A 13,365-nucleotide genomic window follows, 5' to 3' on the forward strand; every position below is an offset into this window, starting at 1 on the left:
CGCGCCCGTCCTATACGTCGATCTTGGAGAAGCGGCGGATGGCGGCGAAGCCGACCACGTACAGGGCGCAGGCGGCGACCACCGCGAACTGTCCGAGGGTCGAGCCGGTCATGCGGTCGAGGGCGCCGGGCTGCATGTTGTCGATGAGCAGGAGGGAGCCGACGCCGATGACGGGGACGGAGTACGCGGTCATGCTCACCTGGGACAGCTGGGTGCGGACCTCGCGCCGGGTCTCCTTGCGCTCCTCCAGCGTCTCCGTGAGGTTCCGAAGGGAGGAGACGACCGTGCCGCCCGCCCGGTTGGCGAGGACGAGGGTGGTGACCAGGACGACGAGTTCGCGGGAGGGGAGGCGTTCGGCCAGCTCGCCCAGGGCGTCGTCCAGGGACGTGCCGACGGCCAACTGCTGCGCCACCTTCTCCAGTTCGTCTCCGGCCGGGGACTCCAGCTCGTCGGCGGCGAGGCTGAGCGCCATGCGCAGGGCGAGGCCCGCCTGAGTGGCGTTGGCCAGGATGCGGGAGAGTTCGGGGAGTTGGTTGATGAACTTCTCGATGCGCTTCTGCCGCTGCCAGTTGAGGAAGCCCAACGCCACCCACACGCCGAGGAGTCCGCAGATCGGGCCGAAGAACGGGGAGAGCGCGGACTGTCCGACCACCCAGAGGACGGCGACCGTCACCGCGAGGCCGACCGTGAACTCGCCGGGCGTGACGTCGAGTCCCGTCGCCGCGATCCGCAGTTCCAGCTTCCGGCCGAGGGACGTCCGGCGTACGCGTCGGTCGATGCCCCGGAAGCGGCGCCTGCGGCGGCCGGCCGTCTCGGGCTCGTTCGTCTCGTCGAGCCGGGCGACGAGCGCCGCGTGGCGGCGGGCCCCGCTCGCGTACACCTGGACGCCCGTCACGCCGAGGACGCAGCAGATCAGCGCCACGCCGAGCGTCAGCCACACGGGATCGATCGCGGTCATGGACGTCTGCTCCTAGTTCGCTTCTCGGGTGGCCAGTCCGGCGTCGGTCGCGGCCACGCCGAAGGCCTGCGGGATGGGCTGACCGGCCATGTACAGCCGCTCGGCGACCCGCCGGGGCAGCGGGTGGTACGTGAACTGTCCGTACACCCGGCCGTCGGCCGCGACCGGCTGCGCCTGGAAGCGGCAGATCGTGGCGAGGAGGAAACGCTCGCGCCCGTGGGAGGCGAGGACGGCGATCTCGGTGATCCGGCGGGTGCCGTCCGGGTGCCGGGTCAGCTGGACGAGGACGTCCACCGCGCTGTTGATCTGGTCGCGGAGCGCCTCGAAGGGCACCTTCACCTCGGACATCGAGGCGAGCGTCTGGAGCCGCATCAGGGCGTCCTCGGCCGAGTTGGCGTGGACGGTGGCGAGCGAACCGTCGTGGCCGGTGGACATCGCCTGGAGCATGTCGAGGGTCTCGCCGCCGCGGACCTCGCCCACGATGATGCGGTCGGGGCGCATGCGCAGGGAGTTGCGGACGAGATCGCGGATGGAGATCTGGCCCCGGCCCTCGATGTTCGGCGGGCGGGCTTCGAGGCGGATGACGTGGGCCTGCTGGAGCTGGAGCTCCGCCGAGTCCTCGATGGTGATGATCCGCTCGCCCTCCGGGACGAGACCGGAGAGGGCGTTGAGGAGGGTCGTCTTGCCGGTGCCGGTGGCGCCGGAGACGATCAGGTTGAACTTGGCCTGTACGAGCCCGGAGAGCAGGAGCAGCATCTGCTCGTCGAGCGAGCCGAGGCCGATCATCTCGTGGAGCGTGTACGCGCGGGGGAAGCGGCGGATGGTGAGCGTCGCCCCGGTGAGCGACAGCGGCGGGATGATGACGTTGACGCGCTCGCCGGAGGGCAGGCGGGCGTCGACCATCGGGTTCGACTCGTCGACACGGCGGTTCACGGTCGAGACGATCCGCTCGATGGTCTGCATCAGCTGGTCGTGCGACGCGAAGCGGAGCGGCAGCAGCTCGACGCGGCCGGCGCGCTCGATGAAGATCTGGTCGGGGCCGTTGACCATGATCTCGGTGATCGAGGCGTCTTCGAGGAGCGGTTCGAGTACGCCGAGACCGAGCGCCTCGTCGACGACACGGCGGATCAGCTGGGCCCGCTCGGCCGTGGAGAGGACCGGTCCCTCGCGGCTGATGATGTGGCCGAGGACGCGCTCCAGGCGGGCGCGCCGCTCGGCGGCCGCGAGCGCGGACATCTCGGTGAGGTCGATCTCCTCCAGGAGCTTGGCCCGGAAGGCGGCGACGAGGTGACTGTCCTCCCTGCCTCCTCCGGCGCCTTTGTCCTCGGGGGCGTTGATCCGGGCACGCAGACTCATGACTTGTCGTCCCTCCTTCTCATTCGTCGTCCTCGGTGGGCGGGGTGCGGGGCATGGTGGCGGTCTTCTCGACCGGGTCGAAGTCCCAGAAGGGGAGGACGCGGGGGATCTCGACGCGGACGGTGATCACGGCCGCCTCGTCTCCCTCCCCGCAACCCCCGATCTCGGGGTCGACCCAGCCGCTCACGGCCGCGCGACCCGCCGTCGCGCAGTCCGGCGCGTTCTCTTCGTCGGTGGTCGCCGCCCGGGCGGCAGCCCGGGCCGCCGTACCCGCCTGCTGGGCGGCGTACGCGGCGATGCCGAGCTGTAGGCCCGCGAGGCCGACGATGAGCAGGATGGGGAGGAAGCCGAGGTACTCGATGGCGGCCTGGCCTCGGTCACGGGTCCTCGAAGTCGGTTGCTTGCTCATGGTGTGGGGACCTCCGATACCGCGCCCGCGGTGGCGTCCACGCGGAAGAGGCCGCCCACTCCCGGGAAGAGGACGGGAACCTCGACGCTCACCACCGCGGTCGCCATGCCGCCGTTCGTGGAGCAGCGCGGCTCGGCGCTGCCCGCCCAAGCCCCGTCCAGGTGGCGCACCGCGGCGCCCGCGCAGTCACCGCCGACGGCCTCCGCCCGCGCCCCCTCGTCCGCCGCATTCGCCGCCAGCGTGTACGTGTAGCCGACCAGGACGACCTGCCAGAGCAACGCCAGCGTGAGCAGGATCAGCGGCACCATGCCGAGGAACTCGATCGCCACCTGTCCTCTGTCGTCGTCCCGGTAGCTCCGCATGGCTCAGCGGCCTCCGGTGCGGCGGCGCAGGCCCAGCGAACCCCGGTCGCCCGCCCGGGCGAGCTCCTTGCCGGGCCTGCCCTGTCGGCCGGGTGCGGGGGTCGCCTGGACCAGGCCCAGTTCCCCCGCGAGGGACCACAGGGCCTGCTTGACCGTCGAGCGGGCGTCGAGGTCGTGGAGCCGGCCCGCGTCGACGACGGCTTGGAGTTCCTTGAAGTTGGCGGGGACGGAGACGCCCGCCGTCCGCGTGCCGGTGATCTTCTGGACGAGGGGTGGCTGGATCTCCGCGGACCGTTGGTGCCGGTTGACCAGGGTGACGGTCTCCTCGGCCTTCCGTACCTGGAGGCGTTCCCACATCCGTACGGTCCGCTTGGCCGCCCGTACCGCGATCACGTCCGGGGTGGTGACGAGCAGCGCGGTGTCGGACATCTCGATCGCCGCGGCGTTGGCGCCGGTGAGCTGGGAGCCGCAGTCGACGACCACCACCTCGTGCCGGGCGCGCAGGGCGCTGACGATCTGGCGGGCGGCGCGGTCGGTGACCTCCTCGCCGCGCTCCCCCTCCGCCGGGGCGAGGAGCAGCGCGAGGCCGGTCTCGTGGACGTAGACGGCGTCCTGGAGGACCCGGGGCGAGATGTCGGCGATCGCCGCGAGGTCGGCGGCCGACCGCCGGAACTGGACGTCGAGGTAGGAGGCGATGTCGCCGCCCTGGAGGTCCAGGTCGAGGAGGGCGACGGTCCGGCCGGAGGCGCGGGCGGCGAGGGCGAGGTGGACGGCGGTGACGGTGGTGCCGACGCCGCCCTTGGCGCCGCTGACGGTGACGACGGTGCCGCCGGGGCCGGTGGCGAGTTCGGCTCCGGCGCCGAGGTGGCGGCGTACCCCGGCGGACCACTGGGCGGCGGCCTGGACGCGGCTGGCGAGCTCCTCGTAGCCGAGGGGGAGGGTGACGAGCCCGCGCGCTCCGGAGTCCATGGCGGCGGAGAAGAGGACGGGGCTGGCGTCGGCGGTGATGAGGACGACGCCGACGGCCGGGAAGCGGAGGGCGACCTCGCGGACGACGTCGAGCGCGGGGACGGGCCCGATGCGCTCGTGGACGAGGACGACCTCGGGGAGTTCGTCGAGGGACTCGGCGGCGAGCCGGGCGAGGGTGTCGACGAGCTGGGTGGAGTCGGTGACGGGCGCGGCGGGTTCGGCGTCGGGGAGCTGGCTGAGCAGGGTGACGACGGAGCGGGCGGCGTCGGGGTCCCCGACGGCCGGCAGGATCCTGGTGGTCATACCGGCCTCACTTGTCTTTTTCGAGCGTGTAGGTGCGGTCGCCCTGGTCGGCGGGGGCGCCGCCGGTGGCCGGGGCGACGAGGGCGAGGCGTACGTGCTCGGCGAACGACTCGGCGTACGCGACGCGCTGGGTGTCGAGGGTGGAGAGCGCGAAGCTGATGGGGACGGCCGAGGTGGCGCCGCGGCTCGTGCGCTCGCTGCTGTCACTGATGGGGGTGAGCTTGCCGACGGAGAGGACGCGGGCGCCGGCGACGATCATCCGTGACTGGGACGGGTCGTCCTTCTTCTCGCCGGCGAAGGTGGCGTAGATGTTGACGGTGGCGCCGGCGTTGATCTTCCCCGCGACGCCGGTGGCGGCGTCGATCATGATCGCGATCTCCTGCTCGCCGGGCTTGAGCTCGGGTTTCTGGACGATCATGTCGCTCTGGAGGAGGGAGCCCTTCCTGAGCTCGGTGACGGCGATCCTGCCCTCGATCTGGCGGAGATCGGTGACGGCGGTGGCGGAGAGCCAGCGCTTGGGCATGGAGATCTTCTCGAACTGGCTCGCGTTCAGGGCGGCGTAGGGGGCCACGTTCTTGCTGAGCCGGTACGCGGTGACTTCCGGGCCGACCTTCGCGTTCACGTCGCTGATGACCGTGAGGACGCCGGCGAAGGCGCCGAGGGCGCACAGGACGGAGAGCAGCAGCAGGATCACGCCGCGGCGCTGGCGGGAGTTCATGGCCGGACTTCCTCGATCGGAGACGTGGGTCGGGGCGGGCGGGGGTGGTCGTCGTACGCGGCGGCGCTCACGGGACCGTGCGGGGGTCGATCGCGGGGCCGGGTACGGAGCCGGACGCGGGGCCGGACGCGGGGCCGGATGCGGGGCCATGCGCGGGGCCGGGTACGGAGCCGGACGCGGGGCCGGGTACGGAGCCATGCGCGGGGCCCGGTACGGAGCCAGGCGCGGCGCCCGGTACCGAGCCAGGCGCGGCGCCGGACGTGGCGGGCCGGCCGGTGGCGGGTGCCGGGGCGGGTGCCTGTACGGCTCCGAGGGCCCGGGTGGTGCCCCGGGCCGGCACCGGGTCGAGGGCGGGAGCCCCGCCTCGCACCGGAGCCGCACTGAGAGCCTGCGTCGCGCCACGGGGCGCCCCGATCGCCGCCTGGGTCGTCCCCCGGACCTGAGCCGCCCCGGACGCCGCGCCCGCGACCGCCGTCGGCGGGGCCGCCGCCGTCAGCGGCGCCGCGCAGAAGCCGCAGCGGTCGCCGATGAGCTCCATCCCGCACCAGTGGCAGGTCTCGCGCCGTACGGAGGAGACGAGTTGGTAGAGAACGGGCAGGTCGGGCAGGTACGCGACGAACTCCACGAGCTTGCCGGTACCCCACCAGCCGGGCGAGGTCTCGGGAAGTACGGCCTCTTGGACGGGGCTCTGGATCTGCCACGCGGGGATGAGGGCGGTGGCGGGCCAGTCGGTCTGGAGCTGGCCGCGCGCGACGAGGAGCTGCGTGGCGAACTCCGGCCCCGCGAGGCGCTGGTCGCCCGCACCGCCGAGCCGGACGATCTGCGGCGTGGGCCCGGCGAGCACGGCGAAGTGCGCCCCGGGCAGCCAGCCCTTGAGGTGGGAGGAGAGGCTGACGGGGACACGGTCGAGGCGGGACACCGAGCCCAGTACGGCCCCCGCGTAGATGTAATGGGCGAGCAGCCTGGCGGCGGAGGCGAGCACGCCGGGGCTGAAGTCGCAGGCCGCCAGCTGCCGTAACTGCCGGACGAGCACGGCCGCGCCGAGGGGCGGCAGGTCGGTTCTGACCAGCGCGATCCGGTCGCTTTCGAGGAGCCCGCGGACGGCGTGCAGGCGCCGCTCGACGGCGGCGGGGGCGGAGGTGGGGCAGACGACGACCACGCTTCCGTACCGCGCGAGGAGCTGCTGCATGTCGGCGACGGAGGCGTCGAGAGACCGCGTCTCGGGGGCCGGGAGCACGGCGGCGTCCGGCGTCTGCGGGTCGGTCGGCGGCAGCACCAGGTCGGCGCTGGTGACCGCGATCGCTGTCGGCACGTCAGACCCCCGTCCCCTCCGGCCTCCGGGGTCCCGGGAGCCGCAGATCACCTACCGCGTTCGGGGCGTCACCGCAGGGCGCCGCCGCCTCTGCACTTTATCCACGCCACCCGGGGTGGTGAACACACAATCCGCCAAGCTCTCCCCACTTTCTTTGGGCCTTGCAGCAGGCCCACCGGCCCTTTTCACCACGACGTTCACCGCGACTCTCACCGCGGCCCCGCCTCCACCGAACGCCGCTTGCCGCCAGAGGTCTTGACAACGCGATTGGTCTGGACCAGCTTGTGCGACAACGGTGGCCACCGTCCGCACCCCCGCATCAGCCTCGTACCCCCGTACGAGCCCCTCCGTACGACGACGTACGGCACCTCCACATCCCCAACTCCCCCACCGGAGGATGCACGTGGACCGCACCACCACCCGCCCGCACGCACGTCGATGGCTCGGCGGAGCCCTCGCGATCGCCGTCGGCTCCGGGCTCGTCCTCGTCGGCGGAGCCGGCACCGCCCAGGCGGCCGACGTCAACGTCGCCAAGAACGCCGGGTTCGAGAACGGCCTCGCCAACTGGGCCTGTTCCGCCGGGGGCGGCGCCGCCGTCTCCTCGCCCGTACGCACCGGGGCCGGCGCCCTGAAGGCCACCCCGGCCGGCCTCGACAACGCCAAGTGCGTGCAGACCGTGGCCGTCAAGCCCAACTCCACGTACACGCTGAGCGCCTGGGTCCAGGGCGGATACGCCTACCTCGGCGCGAGCGGCACCGGGACCGGCACGGGCAGCGTCTCCACCTGGACGCCCGACAGCGCCGCCTGGAAGCAGCTCACCACCACCTTCACCACCGGCGCGAGCACCACCTCCGTCGAGGTCTACACCCACGGCTGGTACGGCACGTCCCCCTACCTGGTCGACGACGTGAGCGTCTTCGGCCCCGACGGGGGCGGCGGCCAGGACCCCGACCCGGTCATCCCGGCCACCCCCGCCGGCCTCGCCGCCGGCACGGTCACGTCGAACTCCGTCGCCCTCAGCTGGGGCGCGGTCTCGGGCGCCACCGGCTACAAGGTCTACCGCGACGGCGCCAACCCCCAGACGGTGACCGGCACGGCCACCACCGTGACCGGCCTCACCGCCGACACCGCCTACCAGTTCCAGGTCGCCGCGACGAACTCCGCGGGCGAGTCCGCCAAGTCAACGGCCGTGTCGGCCCGGACCGCCAAGGTCACCGACCCGGGCCCCGGCCCGGCCGTGCCCAAGCACGCGCTGACCGGCTACTGGCAGAACTTCAACAACGGCGCGACCGTCCAGAAGCTGCGGGACGTCCAGTCGCAGTACGACATCATCGCCGTCTCCTTCGCCGACTCGACCACCACGGCCGGCCAGATCGTCTTCAACCTCGACCCGGCCGTCGGCTACGCCTCCACCGCCGACTTCAAGGCCGACATCGCGGCCAAGAAGGCGGCCGGCAAGTCCGTGATCATCTCGGTCGGCGGCGAGAAGGGCAACGTCACGATCAACAGTGACGCGAGCGCGACCGCCTTCGCGAACAGCGCGTACGCCCTGATGCAGGAGTACGGCTTCAACGGGGTCGACATCGACCTGGAGCACGGCATCAACTCCACGTACCTGACCAAGGCGCTGCGCCAGCTCTCCGCCAAGGCCGGTTCGTCGATGGTCCTGACGATGGCCCCGCAGACCATCGACATGCAGAACACCGGCACCGAGTACTTCAAGACGGCGCTCGCCGTGAAGGACATCCTCACGGTCGTCAACATGCAGTACTACAACAGCGGTTCGATGCTGGGCTGCGACGGCAAGGTGTACAGCCAGGGCTCGGTGGACTTCCTCACCGCGCTCGCCTGCATCCAGATCCAGGGCGGCCTCGCCCCGTCCCAGGTCGGCCTGGGCGTCCCCGCCTCCACGCGGGGCGCGGGCAGCGGCTACGTCGACCCGCAGATCGTGAAGAACGCGCTCGACTGCCTGACCAAGCTGACCGGCTGCGGCACCTACAAGCCGGCCCAGGCCTGGCCGACGCTGCGCGGCGCGATGACCTGGTCGACCAACTGGGACGCGACGGCCGGCAACGCCTGGTCGAACGCGGTGGGCCCGCACGTCCACAACCTGCCCTAACCCGCTGAACGGTGGGGGGCGCCTCGTGGTACGAAGGTACCGCGCCGCGCCCTCCCTCGCGTGTTCCGTCTCAGTCCCCCGTGAACAGGATCCGCCGGGGCCCGCCACCGCCCACCGGACCGGACGGCATGGGCGAGCGGCCCGCCGGCACGGCCCGCTGCAGGCCCCAGGCCCGGATCTCCTGGATCTGCTCCGGATGCACCTTGCTCAGCGGAACGGTGTTGGCGAACGTGTCCAGGACGAACGCCGGACGCAGGTGCCCCGTCCCTCCGCTCAGCCGGGCCTCGGTGCCCACGTCGTGCAGGGCCGCGGCGATGTCGGAGCCGGCGAACCCGTCGGACAGATCGACCAGGCGGTCCATCTGGACCGGGTCCGGCTCCTGTCCCAGGTACAGGCGGTAGTACAGCTGGATGATCTCCCTGCGGTCCTCCGCGTCGGGGAGGTCCACGAAGAACAGCTCGTCGAACCTTCCCTTGCGCATCAACTCGGGCGGGAGGCTCCGGACGTCGTTGGCGGTGGCCACCACGAACGCACGGGAGTCGGACTCCTGCAGCCAGAAGAGGAAGTGCCCGACGACACGGGCGGGGACGCCGGTGGTGTCGTGCCGGCCGGACAGCCCCTTCTCGATCTCGTCGATCCACAGGATGCACGGGGCCACCCGGTCGGCCATGGCCAGCGCCTCCCGGAACCGGCTCTCCGACTCGCCCAGGTACTTGCCGTGGATGCTGCCCATGTCGAGTCGGTAGAGCGGCAGTTGCCACTCGTGCGCGATCGCCTTGGCGGACAGCGACTTGCCGCAGCCCGGCACTCCCACCAGCAGGACTCCTCGCGGCGGACGCAGGTGCGTGCCCCTCAGGTCCTCGTGCATGAGGCGGTGCTTGCGCCCCAACCACTCCCGGAGATTGGTCAGTCCTCCGACGGCGTAGCTCCCGGCCTTGAGCGGGATCCGCTCCAGGCCGGCGAGATCGCTGAAGATGCGATCCTTTGCCTGAGCGAGGCCCAGCACGTCCGGCTTCAGGACGGAGCCCTTGGCGGCGAATGTGGCCATCAGGTTGACCGCCTCGGCCTCGGTGACACCACGCAGGAACTCGGCGGCACGGCGTGTGTCGCTCTCGTCCCATTCGACCGGAATATGGCCACGGTGGTCGCCCAGGAAGCGCCCGAGGATCGCGTACATCTCGTCCGGCTCCGGAAGGTCGAGCTGGATGCTCATCCCGAGCCGCTGGAGCCCGCTCCAGATCGGACTGTCGGTGATGACGACGACGCTGCCCATGTTGGTGTCGGCGAGCCGTGCCAGCTCCGCCATGTGCCGGGACATCTGGTTGTCCCCTTCGAGGTCCGTGGGGTCGACGAAGACGACGGTGGCGTTGGCCCGGCTCGTGAACTGGGCGGCGGCGAAATCCATGGCTCCGACGAAGGACCGGTCGTCGATCACGGTGGAATTGGTCCGTAGGTCGCGCAGGCCGGTCGCCCTGGTGTAGATCCAGAAGGGCATGCTGCTGCGGCGCGGCTGCCCGGCCGCTTCGCGCAGCAGGCGCAGGGCACGCTGCTGCTCGACGGTGCGCATGCCGATGACCGGTACGCGGGCGGCGATGTAGCTTTCGAGGTGGTGCAGGCTGTCGGCGTAGTTCGACATGCGGACCTTCGGGTCGGAGTCGGTGGGAAGGCCGCCATGGAGGCGGCAGGAGTCCCGCCCGCCGGCGGGGTCGTACACCCGCGCGTCAGTCCCGTCCGACCTTGCGGCGGGGCACGGTGGTCGGGTCGTAGGCCCAGGGGTCCCCGGGTGGCTCCGTGGACGGTGGCCGGGTCGACACCGCCGTCAGAGGGTTGTCGCGCAAGGTGCGGCGGCGTTCCTCGATCCACTCCGCCAGGGGATCCTCGCGCCTTGCCGTCTCCAACTGCTCTTCCAGCTGCTCCTGGAGCTGGTGGACGCGTTCGTCCACCAGCCGCGTGAGCCGCTCCCGCAGGGCCGGTGGCAGACCCCTGTGACCCGCCATCTCCCGGATCGCCACGAGACCGTGCCGGGCCTGGGCCAGCTCCCGCCCCACGGAGAACTCGTCCGGTTCGGCGCTCACCGCGCGCACCAGCGTGTCGGCCCAGGTCTGCAGCCGCGTCCCGAGCGCCTGCGTCAGGTGCCGGGCGAGGCGCTGCACGGTCGGGCCGTCGAAGTCCTCGTCCGTGAGCGGCGGCAGCAGAGACGGGTCGGTGGGCTCGAAGGCTGCCCACCGGCGGAGGAACGCCACCCATGTCTCGTACAGGCCGCCATGCCCCCAGAGGCCGTTCACCGCGGGGTTCCGGGTCTGCGGACGAGCGTCTCCCCGGGAGGAAGCGGCTCCCAGTCCGGGAGCCCTTCGACGACGTGCCGGTGGCGGCCGGTCGACCGGTCGACCGGGCCGGCGCCCTGGGCCGCCCACGGCACCTCGCTCCCTGACCTCCGTACGGGGCCGGGAGGCGGGTCGGGCTGCTGATCGTCGTCCTGTCGTCCGTCCGCCTGCGGCTCGTGTGTCATCGGTCGTCCTCCTTGCGTACGGTCCGGCCCTCGAACGGCGATCCCTCCTGGTGGAGGAGGCCGTACGCGGAGATCACGTCCCGGCACCGGCTTTCGACGGCGTCGGCTTCCTTGAAGCGCGCCTCCCAGTCGGTGCGCTCGGCCGACGCGCCGCGCAGTCGGTGCAGCGAAGCCCGCTTCGCCCGGTCGAGCGCCTCGCGGACCCGCGAGTGGGTGGCCGCCGCATCGCGGGCCGCGCGGTGAATGACGAAGCCCCAGACGGCTCCGGTGCACAGCGCGAGCAGGAGCGCCGCCACCACCCCGGCCTGGCCGACGAGGGCAAGGATGGCGAGCAGGACGACGACCAGGGGGGCGACCCTGGCCGCCAGGGGGTAGGCGAGCCCGTTCAGGAAGGAGTCGGTGTGATTGCTCCAGTGCTCGGCGAGGCGGGTCTCCAGGGTCGCCATCGGCTCATTGAGAGAACCCCGCCACGGCGGCAACCGGAAGATCCGCGATTCGACCGTGTGTGTCTCGTCGAGGCGGATCTGCACATCCTGGGGCACGGCCGCCCGGCAGTCGCGGGTGTAGCCCGCGTGGGCCTCCGCGAACCACTCGTCGCACGCGGCGATCGCCAGCCGCTGGGTGGCGGCGGACGTACCGATCGCCGCGGGGGTGAGAGCTGCCGCGCTCTGCACCGTCAGATAGTCGAGCGTCTCCTCGTACAGAGCGGCCTCGGACTCCGTGGCCTTGCGTGCCCTGTCCATGTCGCCGGCGTGCCGCACGACGTTCTTGCTCAGAGCCAGGTCCCATCGGAGCGGCAGCTCCTCGTCGTCGTACGCACCGACGAGACGGTCGAGGATGTCGTCGACGGCGTCCTCCAGCCGCTCGGACGGCCCGGGCTCACGGTCGAGGACGGCCTGGTACTTGTCGAGGAGCCGCTGCTGCGCGCGTGCAAGGGAAAGGGCCCGGTCGAGCGCGGGCCACTCCGGAGAGAGCGCAGCGAGCAGCGGGTAGTCGGCCGCGGCGGAAGGAGCCGCGAGGGAGTCGATCTCGTGCCGCCAGCGCCGGACCTGCCGGTCCCGTGCCGCGGTGTCGTGCGCCAGTCGGTCCCGCCACTCCCGGAGTGACATGGCGAGCATCTCCCGGCCGGCGAGGCCGAACGCTCCCTGGGCGATCGATTCCAGGATGACCGCGAATTCCCTGCCCAGGCGCACCGGGTCCTGGGCGAGGAGGTAATGACGGAGCCAGCGGTGCGAGCTCTGCAGCCGCTCCTGTCTCCGGAGGACGAGGGCGAAGAACAGCGAGGTCCGTGCCGGTGAACGACGGAAGGCCTCCTCCACGGCGCGCTCGCACAGCACCCGGTCGTCCGAGGCCCAGGAGGCGAGCGCGACGAGGGCGGGTGCCAGCCAGTAGCGGGGGGTCCGCAGCATCAGCTGCTCACCGACGGTGCGGATGGTCTCCTCGGCGACGAGCCCGGTGTCGAACGCCTGGAGCATGCCCACGGCGGTTCTGCGGACCTCTTTGTAGTGGCCGAACTCGTGATCGATCTCGTCCTGGACCCTGCCGATGCGCGTCTCGGCCCGCTGCACGTTGGCGACGCGCTCAGTGCGACCGGCGAAGGCACGGAACTCCGCGAGGAGTTCCCCTAGTTCGCGCGTGGTCTGCTGCTGGCGGGCGTCGACGCCGGCCACCTGGCCGGACACCGATCCCAGCTGTTCACCGAGCCGGCCCACCAGTTGGCCGACCTCCCGCACCTTCTGGTGCAGCCCGTAGTCCACGTAGTTCATGACGGTTCTCCGATCCGAGCACGTCCGGTCGCGGGGCAGAGGTGGGTGAGGTGCGCGGCCGGACGCCCCGCCCTCGACGGCCGGCTCAGGGGCGTACGGCCCGGCCGTCGGGCAGGACGGGGATGACCAGGCCGGTGGCGTAGACCTCGATGTAGGCGTAGCCCCCGGAGCGGGCCAGCATCCTGGCGCGGGCGAAGGGTTCGGGCATCGGGTCGAAGGGGGCGAAGTGCCGTGTGATCACTCCCATGAGGTCGAGGGTGTGGTCGACAAACGGCGGCCCGAGGAAGCAACGGGCCACGAAGCCCATAGGCACGTCGCCGTGCGACCGCTCGTACGCCTCTCGGATCCAGGCGGCCAGTTCGGCGCGGGCGGTGTCGTCCAGTTCGGCGTCGAGCCTTTCGATCGCCCCTCGAAGATCAGGGGCGCGTGGTGCGAGGAAGTCGCGGGACAGCGCGCCTCCCGTCGCGGCCCCGACCGCCGACCCTGTTGCCCGGTCGGGACCGATGACGAGTCGCCGGTCCGTTCGACCGCCCCGGGTCGTCTCCTGCCCGTCCGTCGATCCGCCTCGCACAAGGCGGCGAGGG

13 protein-coding genes are annotated in these 13,365 nt (G+C 71.9%); 1 reads left to right on the plus strand and 12 read right to left on the minus strand.

All coding sequences use genetic code 11. From position 1 onward, the window contains the following. Positions 1 to 10 precede the first annotated feature (10 nt). From ACIBG6_RS16475 to ACIBG6_RS16505, 7 genes are all read right to left on the minus strand, one after another. Positions 11 to 958 (minus strand): type II secretion system F family protein, encoded by a 948-nt coding sequence (locus ACIBG6_RS16475; protein WP_399223264.1) that lies wholly within the window; start codon positions 956 to 958, stop codon positions 11 to 13. A 12-nt stretch (positions 959 to 970) separates the two neighbouring features. Continuing rightward, the gene (locus tag ACIBG6_RS16480; RefSeq protein WP_399223265.1) at positions 971 to 2,314 is read right to left on the minus strand and encodes a CpaF family protein; all 1,344 of its coding nucleotides are present in this window, start codon (positions 2,312 to 2,314) and stop codon (positions 971 to 973) included. 19 nt (positions 2,315 to 2,333) lie between these two features. Next, positions 2,334 to 2,723: a TadE/TadG family type IV pilus assembly protein gene (locus ACIBG6_RS16485; protein ID WP_399223266.1), complete on the minus strand. Its 390-nt coding sequence runs from the start codon at positions 2,721 to 2,723 to the stop codon at positions 2,334 to 2,336. After that, entirely contained in the window at positions 2,720 to 3,085 is a 366-nt protein-coding gene (locus ACIBG6_RS16490) for a TadE/TadG family type IV pilus assembly protein (RefSeq protein ID WP_399223267.1), read from the minus strand. The genes ACIBG6_RS16485 and ACIBG6_RS16490 overlap by 4 nt, the downstream gene beginning before the upstream one ends. A gap of 3 nt (positions 3,086 to 3,088) precedes the next feature. Then, entirely contained in the window at positions 3,089 to 4,357 is a 1,269-nt protein-coding gene (locus ACIBG6_RS16495) for a CpaE family protein (protein ID WP_399223268.1), read from the minus strand. Positions 4,358 to 4,364: 7 nt separating this feature from the next. Next, positions 4,365 to 5,075, minus strand: coding sequence for a Flp pilus assembly protein CpaB (gene cpaB / locus ACIBG6_RS16500; RefSeq protein ID WP_399223269.1), 711 nt, complete (start codon positions 5,073 to 5,075; stop codon positions 4,365 to 4,367). 67 nt (positions 5,076 to 5,142) lie between these two features. Beyond that, positions 5,143 to 6,387, minus strand: coding sequence for a hypothetical protein (locus ACIBG6_RS16505; protein WP_399223270.1), 1,245 nt, complete (start codon positions 6,385 to 6,387; stop codon positions 5,143 to 5,145). 397 nt (positions 6,388 to 6,784) lie between these two features. Here ACIBG6_RS16505 and ACIBG6_RS16510 point away from each other — a divergent pair, with 397 nt between their 5' ends. After that, positions 6,785 to 8,506 (plus strand): chitinase, encoded by a 1,722-nt coding sequence (locus tag ACIBG6_RS16510; RefSeq protein WP_399223271.1) that lies wholly within the window; start codon positions 6,785 to 6,787, stop codon positions 8,504 to 8,506. Between the two features lie 70 nt (positions 8,507 to 8,576). Here ACIBG6_RS16510 and ACIBG6_RS16515 read toward each other — a convergent pair whose 3' ends face one another. The 5 genes from ACIBG6_RS16515 to ACIBG6_RS16535 form a co-directional block, all read right to left on the minus strand. Then, entirely contained in the window at positions 8,577 to 10,142 is a 1,566-nt protein-coding gene (locus ACIBG6_RS16515) for an AAA family ATPase (protein WP_399223375.1), read from the minus strand. 85 nt (positions 10,143 to 10,227) lie between these two features. Next, a complete protein-coding gene (locus tag ACIBG6_RS16520) occupies positions 10,228 to 10,749 on the minus strand; it encodes a hypothetical protein (RefSeq protein ID WP_399223273.1) in 522 nt (173 codons plus the stop codon). A 38-nt stretch (positions 10,750 to 10,787) separates the two neighbouring features. After that, on the minus strand, positions 10,788 to 11,015 hold the full coding sequence (locus ACIBG6_RS16525) for a hypothetical protein (protein WP_399223274.1): 228 nt from the start codon (positions 11,013 to 11,015) through the stop codon (positions 10,788 to 10,790). Next, positions 11,012 to 12,781 (minus strand): hypothetical protein, encoded by a 1,770-nt coding sequence (locus ACIBG6_RS16530; protein ID WP_399223275.1) that lies wholly within the window; start codon positions 12,779 to 12,781, stop codon positions 11,012 to 11,014. The genes ACIBG6_RS16525 and ACIBG6_RS16530 overlap by 4 nt, the downstream gene beginning before the upstream one ends. A gap of 85 nt (positions 12,782 to 12,866) precedes the next feature. After that, positions 12,867 to 13,352 carry a hypothetical protein gene (locus ACIBG6_RS16535; protein ID WP_399223276.1) on the minus strand — a complete coding sequence of 162 codons (486 nt, stop codon included), beginning with the start codon at positions 13,350 to 13,352 and terminating at the stop codon, positions 12,867 to 12,869. Between the last annotated feature and the right edge of the window lie 13 nt (positions 13,353 to 13,365).

The organism is Streptomyces sp. NPDC050842, from assembly GCF_044456565.1.
Lineage (GTDB): Bacteria > Actinomycetota > Actinomycetes > Streptomycetales > Streptomycetaceae > Streptomyces.